Origin of the sequence: Thalassotalea psychrophila (genome assembly GCF_031583595.1) — a bacterium.
In the GTDB taxonomy this organism is placed as follows: Bacteria; Pseudomonadota; Gammaproteobacteria; order Enterobacterales; family Alteromonadaceae; genus Thalassotalea_A; species Thalassotalea_A psychrophila.
Genome location: NZ_CP134145.1, coordinates 881,725 through 899,095, shown reverse-complemented (window position 1 = coordinate 899,095; position 17,371 = coordinate 881,725). Strand labels below are relative to the sequence as shown.

The window sequence follows — 17,371 nt, the reverse complement described above, 5'->3', positions numbered from 1 at the left end:
CTGTTTTTATTTAAAAATGAATCAAGAAAACACATCTACATTGGATACCTACCTAGTCGGTGGTGCGGTACGAGATCAACTACTCGGCAGAAAGATTGTTGAACGCGATTACTTAGTCGTTGGCGCAAGTGTAGACAAAATGTTATCCCTTGGATTTATGCAGGTTGGTAAAGATTTTCCTGTTTTTTTACACCCTGAAACGAAAGAAGAATATGCCCTTGCCCGTACTGAACGCAAACAAGGAAAAGGCTATACGGGCTTTGTCTGTTATGCCCAGCCAGATGTTACCATTGAAGAAGATTTACGACGAAGAGACCTCACCGTAAACGCAATGGCGCTAGATAATAGCGGCAAAATCATTGACCCTTTTAATGGCCAACAAGATCTAAAATCAAAGCTCCTTCGCCATGTTTCAACCGCATTTTCAGAAGATCCACTTAGAGTCTTGCGAGTAGCTCGTTTCGCCGCAAGGTATCACTACCTTGGCTTTACCGTTGCCGACGAAACCATTACGTTAATGCAAGAAATGGTTGTTGAAGGTGAACTTGAAAACTTAACAGCTGACAGAGTCTGGAAGGAATTTTCTCGCAGTTTGGGCGAAGATAATCCAGAAGTATTCATTGAAGTCCTTCGTAAAACAGGGGCTTTAAAAGCACTTTGGCCTGACTTGGATAAACTTTGGGGTATACCAAACCCAGAGGCCCATCATGGTGAAATAGATACTGGCATTCATACGTTAATGGTTTTACAACAAGCCGTTAAATTGAGCCAAGATATAGGCGTGCGGTTTGCGGCGCTTACTCATGATTTAGGCAAAGGATTGACGCCACAATCAAAATGGCCAACTCATCATGGGCATGAAAAATCTGGTTTACCCTTAGTTGAAAATATATGTAGAAAACTAAAAGTACCCAATCAGGTTAAACGAATAAGTTTAATAGTATGTGAATACCATTTGCATTGTCATAGAGCGTTTGAGCTTAGACCAGATACAATTTTAGCTATGTTCAATAAGCTTGATGTTTGGCGAAAGCCTGATGATTTTGAACTCTTTTTATTGAGTTGTGAAGCAGACAGCTCTGGCCGGTTAGGACAAGAAAATTCAGATTATCCGCAAGCAAACTACTTACGAGAAACATTTAAAGCCTGCAAACAAATAAGCCCTAAACAGTTTGTTGAACAAGGATTAAAGGGTAAAGACATTAAAGATGCCATTGATAAAGCCAAAGTAGAGGCAATTACATTAGTGAAGAAGCAGAAGATGTAAACTGAAACGATGACGCTGCCATTCCCGTGAACGACTCCACGGATGGAGAAGGTAGTGCGAAGCAGGATGCCAGAGCCGAGACGGGAATCCATAATGGATACCCGAACAAGTCGGGCATGACGTAGCCTGGGATGACTAGACTGTGTTTATTTATCGACTAGTTTCTCGTTTCTCGTTTTTAAATAACAAACCAAATCAAAAACGCACCTAGTAGCAATCGATAAATCACAAATGGCATCATGCCAAGCTTATCCAATAAAATTAAGAAATAATGAATACAGGCGTAAGCACTAAAAAACGCAACTACCGATCCAAAAGCAATTGCTTGCCAATCAACACCGTTAGCTTCTAGTACTAATTTCAAGGTTAAATAGCTACCTGCCATTGCAATAGCTGGAATTGATAATAAAAATGAAAATCGAGCAGCAGCATCTCGAGTTAAACCTAACATCAACCCCATAGTCATTGTGATACCTGAGCGAGATGTTCCTGGAATTAAGGCTACCGCTTGAGCTAAGCCTATGTACATTGCCCCTTTTATTCCTAAGCTTTTAATTTCTTTGGTTTGCTTACCTTTAATATCTACATAACCAAGTAATAAACCAAAAACTATTGTAGTAATTGCAATCACGGCTGCTGAGCGCAAATGATCTTCAATAAAATCTTTACCAAATAGCCCAAACAAGCCTGCAGGGATAGTCGCAAATAGAATCCACCAGGCTAATGCACTTTCACCATTATGTTCTTTTTTAACGATAGAGTTGGTCCAAGCAAAAAACATTGCGCTAACATCTTTGCGAAAATAAAGAATAACGGCAAGTAATGTACCTACATGTACAGCAACATCAAACGCTAATCCTTGGTCAGCCCAACCCAGTAATTGTGAAGGTAAAATTAAGTGAGCCGAGCTCGAGATTGGTAAAAATTCAGTTAAGCCTTGAATTAACGCTAAGATAATAATTTCTATCGTTGACATTTTATTGCTCTATTTCTTGATGACCTTCATTTAAGCCGGCCATTTAAATGGTACTTTTTTTAAAAACTGTAGACTCTTATTAAAGCTTTTCCACATTTCTTGATAAGTAATTTTTAATACCGGATGGGTTATATTAGGAGCTAATTCAGCAAGAGGCTCTAATACATAAGCATTTTTAGGTATTTCGTCTCGCGGGATTTGCACAGGACTGTCCATGATCAAATCATCATAAAGTAAAATATCCAAATCCATTTTTCGCGCACTAAATTTTTTAGAAAAGTCGACTCTGCCTTGTTGTTTTTCTAGTTGCTTTAACAACTCGCCAATATCAGCTGGTGAATTATCGGTTTCAACTTTAGCAACCAAATTGTAAAAATTATCGCCGATAAAACCAACAGGTGCACATTCATATACTGACGATAATTCTACTTGATCAAATTCAGCTTTCAAGGAATTAACAGCAATAACAATTTGTGCATCGCGGTCAATATTACTGCCAATTGAAATATAAACAACAGCCATTACGCACAACAACCATTACTTGATCTACTGCCACGCTCAATAATAACACCCACGGCACTAGCCTCTTTAACCGCTGTTGGTTTAGATATCTTTAACCTTAACCACTTAATGCCGTACTCTGTCATTAAATGAGTAGCTAAACGTTCCGCTAATGTTTCAATTAGATCAACTGCATTGGCATTAGCGAATTTATCAATTAATGTCGAGATCTCAGCATAATCTAAGGTTTTTGCTAACTCATCACCTTCAGCGGCTTTTCTTATATCAGTGCCCATTTGCAAATCAAACACTAAAAGTTGCTTGATCTTCTTTTCCCATTCGTAATAACCAATGGTAGTTTGTACTTGCAAACCTTCAATAAACACTATATCCATACTAAAAATCACCGAAATTTTTATATTAAAACAAATAAGTCTAAATTTTACCTCATTGTACGGTAGAAAAACTACTAAATAGATTGTTAGAATGGCAGAATAAAGCAGATGACGATTTTTTAACCATATAATTTTATAAATAAGGAGCAATTATGATGTTATTTTTAGCACTTTGTATATTCATTGCGGCTTATTTTTTCGGTTCAATTTCCAGCGCTATTTTAATTTGCAAATTAAGAGGGTTACCCGACCCTCGAACTCAAGGCTCTAAAAACCCTGGTGCAACTAATGTTTTAAGAATGAGTGACAAGCCAACCGCTTTAGCAGTATTAATTTTTGATGTGTTAAAAGGAGCAATTCCTGTTTATGGTGCATTCAAACTAGGAGTAGAACCTATATATCTAGGTTTTATTGCTATTTCAGCTTGCTTAGGACATATGCATCCAATATTTTTTAATTTTAAAGGCGGTAAAGCAGTAGCTACTGCTTTTGGGGCGTTAGCACCAATAAGTTGGGGATTTGCTTTAGCATTAATAGTTACGTGGGTATTTGTCGCTAAAACCACTAGGTATTCATCACTAGCAGCAATAGTAACCGTTTCATTAGCTCCTCTTTATACTTGGGTATTAAAACCTTTGTATACCAACTCAGTAACGATGCTTTCAATTTTAATATTAATTAAACATCACAGCAATATAGTACGATTAATAAAAGGCACCGAAGATAAACTATCCAGCTGAATGATTCCCCTTCGGGGATTACGTCCGCTCTTCGAGAATAACGTCCGAATAAATTCAGACCAACCAAGTTCAGACCAACCAATATCTGAAACAATTAACTACGTCATCCCGTTGCGGCTGCTCACTGTCAAGCATGGAGGTTCCGTGCAACAACATCACGGAATGACGGTGTATTTTTACTAACTTGGTATTATGCTCATACAGGCGGCAAGGTATCTAACGGCCAGCGCGGATTTGCTTTAAAAGTTAAATCAGAAGTAACTCCAGACTTTAAACGTTGCATTCCCGCATAAGCAATCATTGCTCCGTTATCAGTACAATACTCAGGGCGAGGATAGTAAACTTGGCCACCAAGCTTATTAGTTAATACAGCTAACTGCTCACGCAATGAAGTATTAGCACTTACACCACCTGCAATAACTAAGCGTTTTAAACCACATTGTTTCAATGCTCGTTTACATTTAATCGCTAAGGTATCAATTACAGCTTCTTGAAAAGCATAAGCTATGTCAGCTTTAGTTTGATCGCTATCATCCTCTGCACGAATGGTTAGGCTAGCAGCCGTTTTAAGTCCTGAAAAACTAAAATTTAAACCCGGCTTATTAGTCATTGGTCGTGGAAAATTAAACCGGCCAGGTGTACCCTGCTCTGCCATTTTAGCTAACACTGGACCACCGGGGTAATCTAAGCCTAAAAGTTTTGCCGTTTTATCAAATGCTTCACCGGCCGCATCATCCACTGATTCGCCTAGTAGCTCATACTCACCGATGCCATCAACACGTACTAACATGGTATGACCGCCGGAAACTAAAAGGGCAACAAATGGAAACTCAGGAACATCATCTTCTAGCATGGGTGCTAACAAGTGCCCTTCCATGTGATGCACAGGCACAGCAGGTAAATCCCAGCCATAAGCTAAAGATCGCCCGATAGAGCAGCCAACTAATAATGCGCCAACTAAACCAGGACCGGCAGTATAAGCAACGCCATCTAGATCTTGTGGTGTTAAACCGGCTTCACTTAATGCTTCTTCTATTAAAGGAATAGTTTTTCTTACATGATCGCGTGAGGCTAATTCAGGCACTACTCCACCATAATCTGCATGCACGGCAATTTGAGAATAAAGACGATGTGCTAAAATGCCCTTTTCATCATCAAAAATTGCAATGCCAGTTTCATCACATGAGGTTTCTATACCTAAAATTCGCATAAAGTGTTAACCAAAAAATTACATTAATAAGGAAATTATGCGGATCATAGCGTTCAAATCAAAATTTAACCACCGTTTTAAATAAAAAAGCCATTTAAAACTTTACATCTACTCAAGGTTCGGATTAAAATGCTGCACCAATTTTAATCGGCTTGGTTAAATATTTCCAAGCGTCGCAGTATTCACTAGAGGTGAGGGCACAAATGCCAGTAATTAAAGTAAGAGAAAACGAACCGTTTGACGTAGCACTACGTCGTTTTAAACGTTCATGTGAAAAAGCAGGTATCCTTTCTGAAGTTCGTCGTCGCGAATCTTTCGAAAAACCAACTTGGGAACGTAAGCGTAAGAAAGCAGCAGCTGTTAAGCGTCACGCTAAAAAAGTTTCTCGCGAAAACGCTCGTCGCGTTCGTTTATACTAAATCTTAGGTAATAAGATTTAGTTATGGGTTTGCAAAGCCAACTCAACGAAGAGATGAAAACTGCCATGCGTGCCAAAGACAAACCTCGTCTTGGCGTTATACGTATGGCATTGTCTTCTATTAAGCTCGCTAAAATTGACAATCAAAAAGATATGTCTGAAACAGAGATCCTTGCGCTAATCACTAAAATGATCAAGCAACGCAAAGAATCTGTAACCATGTTCACCCAAGGTGGGCGTGACGAATTAGCAGCTAGTGAAGAAGCCGAAATTGTAGTGTTGGAAGAATTTCTTCCACAAGCACTAAGTGCGGATGAAATAGCTCAGCTAATTTCAACTGCTATTACTCAAACCGGTGCAGCTTCTATGGCTGACATGGGTAAGGTAATGGCAATATTAAAACCGCAAATGCAAGGAAAAGCAGACTTAGGCCAAGTTAGTGGTCAAGTAAGAGCTACCTTAAACGCATAATCAGTTTCGACATAGCAAATTTAAAACCGTAGTAACTTAGTTATTGCGGTTTTTTTATATCATTTAAACTGCTATTTGATATAGTTAATTCAGAACTCATTTTATTAACCTTCTTGGACAATATCCTTTTATATGGCCGGTATGATCCCACGTACTTTTATCGACGATTTATTAGCTCGTACTGATATTGTTGATCTTGTTGATGGCAAAGTACCATTAAAAAAAGCAGGTAAAAATTATCAGGCATGTTGCCCTTTTCATGGTGAAAAAAGCCCATCATTTACGGTAAGCAGAGATAAGCAGTTTTACCATTGCTTTGGTTGTGGTGCTCATGGCAATGCAATTAGTTTTATCATGGAATACGACCGATTAGAATTTGTCGATGCCATTGAAGAGCTTGCCAGTCATAACGGTATAGAAGTTGAACGAGAACAAAACACCCAATCACCGGCAGAACAAAAACGCCAGCAAATAGCTCATAAACAAAAACAAGACGACTATGAATTACTGGGAAAAATAAGCCAGTTTTATCAAAAAAACCTCAAGACTCATGCTGATTCTAAAACGGTAATCGATTACTTAAAAGGCCGTGGACTTACCGGCGAAATAGTAAAACAATTTGGCATTGGTTACTGTGCCGATAGCTGGGACGACATGATGAATGTGTTTGGTAACTCTAGCCAAAACTCAAAGCAACTCGTCGATTTAGGTATGGCAATACAGGGTGATAAAAATCGTCCATACGATCGCTTTCGCGGTCGGGTTATGTTCCCTATTAAAGATAAGCGCGGGCGTGTTATTGGTTTTGGCGGCCGAGTATTAAGCGATGGTACGCCAAAATATTTAAACTCTCCCGAAACTCGAATATATCATAAAGGTCAGGAATTATATGGCCTCTATGAAGCAAGGCAGCATTGTAAAAACCTTAATCGGCTAGTAGTTGTTGAAGGTTATATGGATGTAGTCGCTTTAGCCCAGCATGGTATCAATTATGCGGTTGCTTCACTTGGCACATCAACAACTGAAGAACAGCTTCAAACCATGTTCCGCACGGTAAAAGAAGTTATCTGTTGCTACGATGGTGACAGAGCAGGCAGAGAGGCCGCATGGCGCGCTATGGATAATGCCCTGCCACTAATACGAGATGGCATTTCTTTAAAATTTGTATTTGTTCCCGACGGCGAAGACCCTGACACGTTAGTGCGCAAAAAAGGTCAGCAAGAGTTTGAGAAAATTCTAGATGAAGCCAAACCACTATCGCAGTTTTTATTTGAACATCTTCTTAGCCAAGTTAATGTAGGTTCACTCGAAGGTAAAGCTGCGTTGCTTGAGTCTTTTCAACCATACTTACAAAAATTGCCAGACAGTACCTTAAAAGATTCTATTTTAAATGAATTAGCAAATAAATTCGGTACAGGCTCTGAACAGCAGCTTGCAAAACTAAATAAAAATCAATCACCTGCACAGAAACAAGCAAGTAAATCAAAAACAAAAGTAACTCCTATTCGATTAGCTATTGCATTATTGCTTGAGCATCCCCATTTAGTAGAAGTTCTACCAGACTTATCGATTTTAGAGCCGATAGAGTTACCTGGTATAAATTTATTTAAAGAGCTTATGCAGCAATGCAAAGCCAGGAAAGGCATCACTAGCAGCCAAATAATCGAAAGTTGGCGCGGTACTGAGCAAGGAAAGATATTAGCGAAGCTACTCGTATGGGAACATCATATCGATAGTAACGCTGCTGAAGATGTGTTTAGTGATATTTTAGAAAAAATAATTAACACATTTGTAGAAAATCGTACAGAATTACTGTTACAAAAAGCCCGTTTGGGACAATTAAACTCGTTGGAAAAACAAGAACTTCAGTCTTTGCTTAACGCACAGAGCTAAATATACGATTTTAAACAATTTTATAAATTGTTTTAGTTATCTAAACTGGCGTTTCTTTATTCGACTTGCTATAATTTCGTCCTTTACTGTTCGTATTTTGATAGCCAAATAGGTGGACTTTCGTCAATGGTTCAAGCCCCACAATCTAGACTAAAAGAACTTATCACTAAAGGTAAGGAGCAAGGGTACTTAACTTTTGCTGAGGTGAATGATCACCTCCCTCAAGACATAATAGATTCTGATCAAGTTGAAGATATTATTCGCATGATTAACGACATGGGTATTCAAGTGTTTGAAAACGCACCTGATGCCGATGAATTAATGATGGCCGAAGCCAATACTGATGAAGATGCAGCCGAAGCTGCAGCACAAGCATTAGCCACTGTAGAAAGTGAAATTGGTCGCACAACTGACCCTGTCCGTATGTATATGCGAGAAATGGGTACTGTAGAACTTCTTACTCGTAAGGGCGAAATTGTTATCGCCAAACGTATCGAAGAAGGGATCAGAGAAGTACAACGTAGTGTTTCTGAATATCCACCTGCAATTAACTATTTGTTAGAGCAATGGGATAATTTTGAAGCTGAAGAGTTACGTTTAACTGACATCATCATTGGTTTCTTAGACCCAGATGCACCAGATGAGGTTGCACCAACAGCAACTCACGTTGGCTCTGAGCTTTCAAAAGAAGAGCTTAATGATGAAGATGATGATGAAGATGAAGAAGAGGAAGATACAGGGCCAGATCCTGAACTAGCTCGTGAACACTTCACCGAATTACGTAAACGCTACGAAGCTGCCAATAAAGAAATTGAAGCTAAAGGTCGCAATCATCAAGATTCGGTTGCAGCAATTAATGAAATATCAGAATGTTTTAAAGAATTTCGTTTAATTCCAAAATTATTTGATCGCTTAGTTAAAAGCATGCGTGATGTAATGGACCGAGTACGTGTTCAAGAACGTTTAATAATGAAGCACTGTGTTGTTGGCGCTGGTATGCCAAAAACTCATTTCATTAAAATATTCCCTGGTCATGAAACCGAAACCGAATGGTTAGAAGCTGAAATAGCAGCCGGTCACTCATATTCAGAAAAATTAAAAATGGTTTCTTTCGACATTGAGCGTTGTGTTTACAAACTTACGCACCTTGAAGAAGAAACGTTTTTAAGCGTACAAAGCATTAAAGACATCAACCGTCGTATGTCAATTGGTGAAGCGAAAGCTCGCCGAGCGAAAAAAGAAATGGTTGAAGCTAACTTACGTCTTGTTATTTCAATTGCTAAAAAATACACCAACCGTGGTTTACAATTCTTAGATTTAATCCAAGAAGGTAACATTGGTTTGATGAAAGCCGTTGATAAGTTTGAATACCGTCGTGGTTATAAGTTCTCAACTTATGCTACATGGTGGATCAGGCAAGCAATTACTCGTTCAATTGCCGATCAGGCACGTACTATTCGTATCCCGGTACATATGATTGAAACGATCAACAAGCTAAACCGTATTTCACGTCAAATGCTTCAAGAAATGGGTCGCGAGCCTACTCCTGAAGAATTAGCAGAACGTATGGTTATGCCTGAAGATAAAATTCGTAAGGTCTTAAAAATTGCTAAAGAGCCAATCTCAATGGAAACACCAATTGGTGATGACGAAGATTCGCACTTAGGTGACTTTATTGAAGATGGTAGCGGTGAATTGCCAGTTGATGCTGCAACCACTGAAAACCTTAAAAATGCTACTCACGAAGTGTTAGCTGGCCTAACAGCCCGCGAAGCTAAAGTTCTTAGAATGCGTTTTGGTATCGATATGAATACCGACCACACATTAGAAGAAGTTGGTAAGCAATTTGACGTTACACGTGAACGTATTCGTCAAATCGAAGCTAAAGCATTACGTAAGCTTCGCCACCCTTCTCGTTCTGAGCAACTTAAGAGTTTCTTAGACGGCGAGTAAGTCGAGAAGTAATTCAAAATTTAATTAAAGCCTGCTTCTGCAGGCTTTTTTAATTCATGGAACGAATTAACTTTGAATTGCCATGGATGGTTTAAATTCTGTTTGCTTCAGGGATGATGGAATGCAAATCGCCATGGACCGTTCCTTCACATCCCTGTGTTCACGGCATTCATTACATCGTATAAATCATGGCTTTAGATTTGTAATTCATGGAACGAATCAAATGCCTTAATGATTAGGGTTATCTAACCGGGCGAGTTTTATTTTTCCAACTTTTATATAAACCAAACGTTTTCATCGATGCCTCAATATCAAGCAATTGAACCATTGCTTCGACTTGTTCAGTTGTTTGTTGTTTCCAAGTTATACTTTCTAAGTTGGCAAAACCTAATGTCATCGCAGCCATAATAGCCGCATTAAGCTTTAACTGTTTTTGATCAACTTTATCAAATGTATCTGATTGGGCATGATAATTTGAAGCATAATTGGCATCTTGTTGGTTGGCAACAATATTTGCTACACCATTCATCATAAAGTCATAATTATCTGTTCCTACTACATGTACATTGATTTGCTCAAACGGGCCAAGCTCTACAACAGGTTGCAGTACCTTATTCAGTGCGGGAATAATATCTGCCCTACCGTTGGTGAAGAAGCCGCTGATTTTTCCTGTACCAATATCAATGGTTGCGGTCATAACGTGTTTATTTAATTCTTCAATATGAGTTTTAGTATACCCCCATGAACCGTATATTCCTTGTTCCTCTCCGTTGTAAAGGGCGAATCGAATCGTACGCTTTGGAGCAATATTTAATTTTTTAATTTGCCTTGCTATATCAATAACTAATGCGACATTTGAACCATTATCTAGAGCGCCTGTGCCCAAATCAAAAGAATCAATATGCGCACCAATTAAGACAATTTCATCTGCATGAGTGGAGCCTTTTATTTCTGCGATAACATTATGTGTTTGATAAGTATTTTCACTGGTAATATCAAGTTTTGCATTCAAGACTAAAGGCTGGTGTTTACTTAATAAGCGCTTAACCTTTAAAGCTTGCTCCCGCTCCATAACCACTATGGTTAGTTTGCTATCTGCTCCTTTGCTTGGAAGATGTCGGTACAGTAGGTTTTTCGGGCGAGACGACATATAGATTAACCCTGCGGCTTGTGCATCTATAGCGCGCTGCTCAATGCCGACTGAATCTACATACTCTTGAAATAATCCATGGATACCTGCTTTATCGTCAAGTATTGCGGTTTCAACAAGTAACCATTTATCTTTTAAGCTGTGTGACTGTTTAAATGCAGCAAGATCACCTTTGCCAATATCTACAATAGCGGCCGTTAATCCACTACTTGAAGTGCCTTTTGTAAAAGGCATAGCTGCCACACGAGCGGAGAAATGAATGTTTTTACCAGAAATTATTGCTGAAGCGCTCTGCTCACTCCATGATTTTGGCATTTCAAAAGACTCTTTTTGTGCTTGAATTCCCGCTTGTTTAAATTTTTTGATTGCCCAATCGAGTGATTGTTCATTTGCTTTTGTACCCGTAAGTCTTGGGCCTATCTCATCAGTTAACTGTTGTAAGTCTTCAATAATAGGTGTTTGATTTTTCATTGCATGAATCAATTTGTCAATATCATTACTTTCAGCCAAGGCGGGAAATACGCTACAGACCAGTATTGTTACGATCACTCTATGAAAAATATCCATGTAAACCTCATATGTTCGTTTTATTTTATATTTACTTAGCAATATTTAACTGTCAAGGGGTGATTATAAATTAAGCAACAACACTTAACCATTCGCTTGTAGTTCTTAAATACCAGTTTGTCATTGCTCTTAGCTTTGTATTGCTCTGATAATTATTGCCTCAAAAAAATCGCATAAAACATCACTAAAATAAAAGGTAGAGGCAGCATCTTTAACTGGATACTTGGAACTTTATCAACAATATACTTGCGACAATGCTAATCCCTGCATATCATAAAGTCATACCATATCAATAACTTCAACAACAAAAATAAAGCTAATGAAAAGATACTTACTTGCCTTACTTACCTGTGTGCTTTTTTCTCCATATTCATTTGCACAAAGCAATTCTGATGACTATTGGGATATCACCATTTTTGCTGGTCAAAGAACTTCAGATAACCTTGAAGATGATGAAGACTTAGAAGAAGGTGAAGAAGCATTCGAAGTTGATTTTCTCAACGATGCTAGTGCTGGCATCATCCTTGGATGGGAATTTGACTATAATCGCACCGGAGAGTTACTTTTAAGCCATTCAAGCACTGAGTTCGACGGTGATGTTCAGCTAGATGACATGGAAATAAGTATTACTTACCTACATATTGGTGGAACTGTAACAACTGGCGAAGGCAAAGTTCCCATTTATATCGGTGGTGGCCTAGGTGCTGTCCATCTTGAACCCGGAGATAAAACTTTAGACTCTGAAACTCGACCATCAGCAAACCTTGGTATAGGGGCAAAGTTTATTTTCAATGAAAGTATTTCCCTTAGAGTAGACGCTAGAGGCTATGCCACATTCTTCGATAGTGATGGTTACCTATTCTGTTCAGGTAATAAAGGCTGTGTGATGAGAACCAACAGTAACATGTGGTTGCAAGGTGAATTTACAGCAGGGGTAACTTACCGATTTTAACTGCACAGTACTTATTTGCCATAAGCTAGGAGTATAGAAGCAACTAACCTAAACTATAAATATGCATAATATATTTAAACTAAGCGTATTTTTATTGGTACTTATCACAGCAACTCATAATGATAAGGCCCTAAGTCATGCCGAGCACGATAAAGCGAGGTATGTAGCCTCTAATGGTATTGATTCTGGCCGTTGTGACATAGTAACAACACCGTGCAAAACAATAAATTATGCTGCCCAACACGCCAACAAAGGCGATCAAATATTACTAAGCAAAGGCAGTTATCATATAGAAAACGTTGATACGCTGTTTTATTTATTAAGCGATTTAGTGCCCATTCGCGGTAATTATCGAACCGAAGACAATTTCAGCCACAAACAAACTAGTAATATCACCTACCTTACTGGTGTACCTTATGATTATGTCCAAACTCTAACTGACAAAGGTTTCACTGTAATAGCTGATAAAAAATCAGCAGAGAGCAGCACAACAAAAAATATAATCAAAGCCAAACTTGCGACTTTTAATCGTTTACAAGAAAAGCAAGTTAATACTATTTGTAGTAATGGCTATGCTGGAGATCACGCTTGTAATAAATTAGATTTATTAGCTCATATTCCGCTTAACCAGTTTTCAACAAACCCCGCTGAAGGCAATGATATTTGGGGCCATTACGATCTTAATGATAATAAAGAATACGCGTTAATAGGCTTAAGTAATGGTATTGGTATTGTTGATGTTACAGCACCTTCAGCCCCCGTTGTTATAACCACGATAGCAAGCGAACAAACAATTTGGCGTGATATCAAAGTTTATCAATATTTCGATATTACTATTAATAAATGGCAAAGCTATGCTTATGTAACAGCCGATAATGCTGATGTAGGTTTGTTAATTTTAGATTTAAGTCAATTACCTAATACCGTTACTATCAAAGCTAGCGATAAAACAGATTTAAGTGCTCATAATGTGTATTTAAGTAATGTCGATTACTCTACAGGAGTTACAATTACAGGGATGAAACCCTACCTGCACATAGCAGGTTCGAATCAAAATGGTGGCGGTTTTAATACCTATAGCCTTGAAGACCCAACCAGTTTGGTCAGCGTTTACAAACCAGCAAACAATCGCAGTCAATATAGCCACGACGCTTCCTCTATGGTGATTAATGATGAGCGGAAAGACAGCCAATGCGTTAATGGCACCGAGCATTGCGAAATAATGTTCGACTTTAATGAGAACGATTTCCAATTATGGGATAAAACCCTAAATAGTGCCCCTACAAAACTAAGCACCACCAGTTATAGCAATGCCTCATATGTACACTCCGGCTGGTACACTGAAGATAAACTATTAATGCTCGTTCATGATGAACTTGATGAACAAGACTTTAACTTAAATACCACGTTAAGATTATTTGATATCACTGACTTAACCGCACCAAGTTTATTATCTACCTGGACAGGAGACACTCAGGCAATTGACCATAATGGCTATGTACGTGGCAATCGATACTATATGTCTAATTATGAGCGTGGCATTACGGTCATTGATATAACCGATCCTACCCAGCCTGTTGAAGCCGGCTTTTTTGATACCTACCCTATTTCAAACAATCCCTCATTTCATGGTGCCTGGGGAGTGTATCCATTTCTGCCTAGTGGCAACATATTAGCCAGTGATATCAACAGTGGTTTATACATTTTAAAAGACAATACTTTAGATGTTGACCAAGGAAGTTTAAGTTTTACCAATCAAAATTACTCAACCAGCGAAGGCCAAACCATACAAGTAAATATTCGCAGAAATGATCAAGCACAAGACAATATAGAGGTTAACTGGGAGTTAGTGACAGGCTCGGCAAACATTGATGATTTTACTTTGGCTAATGGCACTCTAGCTTGGGAAGATCAAGATAGTACAGACAAAAGCATTAATATAGAAATTACCACCGATAACCTGGCAGAGCCAAACGAAATATTTTTCATCCGACTTTTCGATCCTAAAAATGGTGCGACACTAAGCCAACCGAACTTGGCAGCAATAACAATATCGGCAACCGACGGGGAAAATACACCACAAGTTAATGCAGGCACAAACAAAAATGCACAAGCCGGCAACAACGTAAACTTAATTGCCAGTGCCAGCGACCTAGACAACGATGCATTAACCTATCAATGGCAACAATTGTCAGGTGCATCAGTTAGTATTAACAATAGCGATCAATTACAGGCAAACTTTACTGCTCCGCAAACAAACGACATTTTAACTTTTGCTTTCACCGCAACAGACGCCACAGGTTTAAGTGCAAGTGATTCTGTGAGTGTAACTGTAGAAATAGAAACAATTATCATAACGCCCGAGTTACCAAGCTCCGGTGGTGGCAGTTACTATTATGGATTATTGCTTATCGCCGCAGCAATTTGTAAAAGAAAAGCAACAACTTGCTCATAAAAGCAACAAACAAACAAAAACTAAAACTTTTTAAACAACAAGTGGTGACAATAAAATAAAAAATGCTTATACTTGCCGCCGCTTTTGGTTATTATCACTAATAACAAATCAAGCAGCACATCTAGATGGCCCCTTAGCTCAGTTGGTTAGAGCATCCGACTCATAATCGGCAGGTCCCCTGTTCAAGTCAGGGAGGGGCCACCATTTTTTACTACAAAACTCTCCTGAACAATCATTTTTCCTAAATATTTATCTGGCTTTTTCCAGAGTAAATTGTACAAACTTTCAAATAATAAATATTAACCTATACTTATTTCCACAACTTTTATGTGGGAATAGAGCATGTTTAAAAACCTAATCTTAGTTCTAGTAGTTCTTTTCTTATTTGGATGCGGTGGAAGTAGCGGAAGTAAATCGTCAACTACAAATCAAACTCAAACAATTGATACCGACTCTGACGGTACGCCTGACAATATTGACACTGATGATGACAATGATGGTGTAGAGGATGCTGAAGATGCATTTCCGCTTGATAGTACTGAGACTGTAGATACCGATAACGACGGTATTGGCAATAATGCTGATACGGATGATGATAACGATGGTGTACCTGACACTGAAGATGACTTCCCTTTAGACAATACCCGTTCATCAATAAATACACCTCCTGTAGCAAATTTTACAAATGAACAAAACAAACAACTGGTCATCTTTACCGATACCAGTACCGATGATGGTAGTATCGCAAGTTGGTCTTGGGACTTCGGCGATGAAACAACGTCTGACCAGCAAAACCCAATGCATCAATACATCAATGGCGGTAGCTATAATGTATGTTTAACCGTTACCGATAGCGAACAAAGCTCTATAAAACATTGCCTTGATATTATGGTTAATTACCTATTATCTATAACCCCTATCATTGTAACTAAATGCGGCGCTGAAATATTTGCAGATGATGCCCAACTTATTGTGCACAATGCCAATTTTTCTACCAAAACTAAAGTTCAGATTAATGAGCAGGGATTAATCGAATATTATACGGCTCAAACGCACGCCGACATTTCGATACTATTCTCCGAGGGGGATGACCCAAATGCATCCAAGCTTATTGCCAAAACATTCATGAATCAACCAATGACTGATATGAAAATACTTTATCATCAAAGTGACACCACGCAAGGCTGCGTATGCGAGCTTACAAATTTTTCTGTAAAAGTACCTGATATGGCCAGTGATATGATTAATACAGGATTTATAATGCTAACAGGTTTCATCCAAGGCGATGGACCGTCATTCCTAGGTATACTTGGTGGTGAAACATTAATGACAGATTATGAAATTTGCCGTGATGAAAATGAAAACTGGCCTGCAGTTTCAGCGACCGCTAGTTTTAGTGTAAACGATCAAGCCTATGCTACCTATATCGCAGACTATGTTCCAAATCAGGATTTAATTTTAGATAAGCCCGGTACTGCATTTTCAATAACAATTAATGATGAAAATTTAAATGTATTAAAAGTTGCTACAGGTGATATCGAAGGTAATCAACAGCTGCGCCAACTAATTGTTCCATGGCCAAGCATAGATATGACTAGTGATGTTTTTTATTTTCCAGATCTAACTACATCATTTTATAAAATTGAAACACTAAGCATAGAGCATCAAGCGATAATAGGGATGACTAACCCGATGATACAAAGATACAGTCGTCAGTTTACTGATCAGCCTCAAAATACAATTGATATAAAACTGCCTTTAGAGTCAGCGCAAGACCTGTTGGATTTTGTGCAGAGTGATAATTTAGATTATGACTTTAGATCATACGCTTCAATAGATGTATTTTGGTTCAATATAAAAATGAGTACAGTCCAAGATAAATTGATCGATTGGAACATCTACGCACCGGTAACAGGCAAAGTACCAAATCAAGATAATTTTGATGTATTCGATTTTATCTCAGTAAAAGAATTCGAATTACTTGATAATTTCCAGTACCAGTTAAATTTAACCAGTTTCAATGACTTAAATGGATACCAAGAGTTCCTTGAAGCTGAGCCCGACCGATTTAAAGCCAATTTATTTAATTCAACATGGCAAAACACTTCATCTATTAGCTTTACTTGGCAAGAGTAGAATGGCAGAAAAATATAAACCCGGCTAATTGGGTATTACCCTATTAGTCGGCTTTTAATAGCTTCTTAATTCCTTATTTATTTCACGTTTTATCACTAACTAGGATAATATAGGCGCTCATAATCGGCAGGTCCCCTGTTCAAGTCAGGGAGGGCATCACTTTCTAAAAGACTTCACAGTAAATACACACTAACATCATATGTAAAATAGACTTTATAGTATCGTTTGTAGTGCTGTTTGACTCTCTCTATAATTTATTTAACTTTATTTGCCAGCTCATAGCATTC

14 protein-coding genes and 1 tRNA gene are annotated in these 17,371 nt (G+C 38.3%); 10 read left to right on the top strand and 5 right to left on the bottom strand.

Annotation, left to right across the window (positions count from 1 at the left end; translation table 11 throughout):
* Positions 1-40 precede the first annotated feature (40 nt).
* Positions 41-1,267, top strand: a complete 1,227-nt coding sequence (locus tag RGQ13_RS03780) for a multifunctional CCA addition/repair protein (protein WP_405054192.1) — start codon at positions 41-43, stop codon at positions 1,265-1,267.
* 178 nt (positions 1,268-1,445) lie between these two features.
* Here the strand turns inward: RGQ13_RS03780 and RGQ13_RS03775 are convergent, their stop codons facing one another.
* Genes RGQ13_RS03775 through folB form a run of 3 tightly spaced genes read right to left on the bottom strand, consistent with a single transcriptional unit; the run spans position 1,446 to position 3,139 of the window.
* Positions 1,446-2,243, bottom strand: coding sequence for an undecaprenyl-diphosphate phosphatase (locus RGQ13_RS03775; protein ID WP_348392225.1), 798 nt, complete (start codon positions 2,241-2,243; stop codon positions 1,446-1,448).
* Between the two features lie 30 nt (positions 2,244-2,273).
* Complete coding sequence (folK, locus tag RGQ13_RS03770; RefSeq protein WP_348392224.1) at positions 2,274-2,765, bottom strand: 2-amino-4-hydroxy-6-hydroxymethyldihydropteridine diphosphokinase; 492 nt, start codon at positions 2,763-2,765, stop codon at positions 2,274-2,276.
* On the bottom strand, positions 2,765-3,139 hold the full coding sequence (folB, locus tag RGQ13_RS03765; protein WP_348392223.1) for a dihydroneopterin aldolase: 375 nt from the start codon (positions 3,137-3,139) through the stop codon (positions 2,765-2,767). The genes folK and folB overlap by 1 nt, the downstream gene beginning before the upstream one ends.
* Positions 3,140-3,294: 155 nt before the next feature.
* On the opposite strand from folB, the gene plsY reads away from it, so the two are divergent.
* Positions 3,295-3,879 (top strand): glycerol-3-phosphate 1-O-acyltransferase PlsY, encoded by a 585-nt coding sequence (gene plsY, locus RGQ13_RS03760; protein ID WP_348393374.1) that lies wholly within the window; start codon positions 3,295-3,297, stop codon positions 3,877-3,879.
* A gap of 196 nt (positions 3,880-4,075) precedes the next feature.
* Here the strand turns inward: plsY and tsaD are convergent, their stop codons facing one another.
* The gene (gene tsaD / locus RGQ13_RS03755) at positions 4,076-5,089 is read right to left on the bottom strand and encodes a tRNA (adenosine(37)-N6)-threonylcarbamoyltransferase complex transferase subunit TsaD (protein WP_348392222.1); all 1,014 of its coding nucleotides are present in this window, start codon (positions 5,087-5,089) and stop codon (positions 4,076-4,078) included.
* Positions 5,090-5,292: 203 nt separating this feature from the next.
* Between tsaD and rpsU the strand changes: the two genes are divergently transcribed.
* The 4 genes from rpsU to rpoD all read left to right on the top strand — a co-directional run bounded on the left by rpsU (position 5,293) and on the right by rpoD (position 9,824).
* A complete protein-coding gene (rpsU, locus tag RGQ13_RS03750) occupies positions 5,293-5,508 on the top strand; it encodes a 30S ribosomal protein S21 (RefSeq protein WP_068544693.1) in 216 nt (71 codons plus the stop codon).
* 23 nt (positions 5,509-5,531) lie between these two features.
* Positions 5,532-5,978 carry a GatB/YqeY domain-containing protein gene (locus RGQ13_RS03745; RefSeq protein ID WP_348392221.1) on the top strand — a complete coding sequence of 149 codons (447 nt, stop codon included), beginning with the start codon at positions 5,532-5,534 and terminating at the stop codon, positions 5,976-5,978.
* A 132-nt stretch (positions 5,979-6,110) separates the two neighbouring features.
* Positions 6,111-7,871, top strand: a complete 1,761-nt coding sequence (dnaG, locus tag RGQ13_RS03740; protein ID WP_348392220.1) for a DNA primase — start codon at positions 6,111-6,113, stop codon at positions 7,869-7,871.
* 126 nt (positions 7,872-7,997) lie between these two features.
* The gene (gene rpoD / locus RGQ13_RS03735) at positions 7,998-9,824 is read left to right on the top strand and encodes an RNA polymerase sigma factor RpoD (RefSeq protein ID WP_348392219.1); all 1,827 of its coding nucleotides are present in this window, start codon (positions 7,998-8,000) and stop codon (positions 9,822-9,824) included.
* 241 nt (positions 9,825-10,065) lie between these two features.
* Here rpoD and RGQ13_RS03730 read toward each other — a convergent pair whose 3' ends face one another.
* Positions 10,066-11,541 carry a M28 family peptidase gene (locus RGQ13_RS03730; RefSeq protein WP_348392218.1) on the bottom strand — a complete coding sequence of 492 codons (1,476 nt, stop codon included), beginning with the start codon at positions 11,539-11,541 and terminating at the stop codon, positions 10,066-10,068.
* A gap of 319 nt (positions 11,542-11,860) precedes the next feature.
* On the opposite strand from RGQ13_RS03730, the gene RGQ13_RS03725 reads away from it, so the two are divergent.
* The 4 genes from RGQ13_RS03725 (at position 11,861) to RGQ13_RS03710 (ending at position 17,084) form a co-directional block, all read left to right on the top strand.
* Entirely contained in the window at positions 11,861-12,493 is a 633-nt protein-coding gene (locus RGQ13_RS03725) for an outer membrane protein (protein ID WP_348392217.1), read from the top strand.
* Positions 12,494-12,554: 61 nt separating this feature from the next.
* A complete protein-coding gene (locus RGQ13_RS03720; RefSeq protein ID WP_348392216.1) occupies positions 12,555-14,948 on the top strand; it encodes a choice-of-anchor B family protein in 2,394 nt (797 codons plus the stop codon).
* Between the two features lie 127 nt (positions 14,949-15,075).
* A tRNA-Ile gene (locus RGQ13_RS03715) sits at positions 15,076-15,152 on the top strand.
* Positions 15,153-15,290: 138 nt separating this feature from the next.
* Positions 15,291-17,084 carry a PKD domain-containing protein gene (locus tag RGQ13_RS03710; RefSeq protein WP_348392215.1) on the top strand — a complete coding sequence of 598 codons (1,794 nt, stop codon included), beginning with the start codon at positions 15,291-15,293 and terminating at the stop codon, positions 17,082-17,084.
* Positions 17,085-17,371 lie beyond the last annotated feature (287 nt).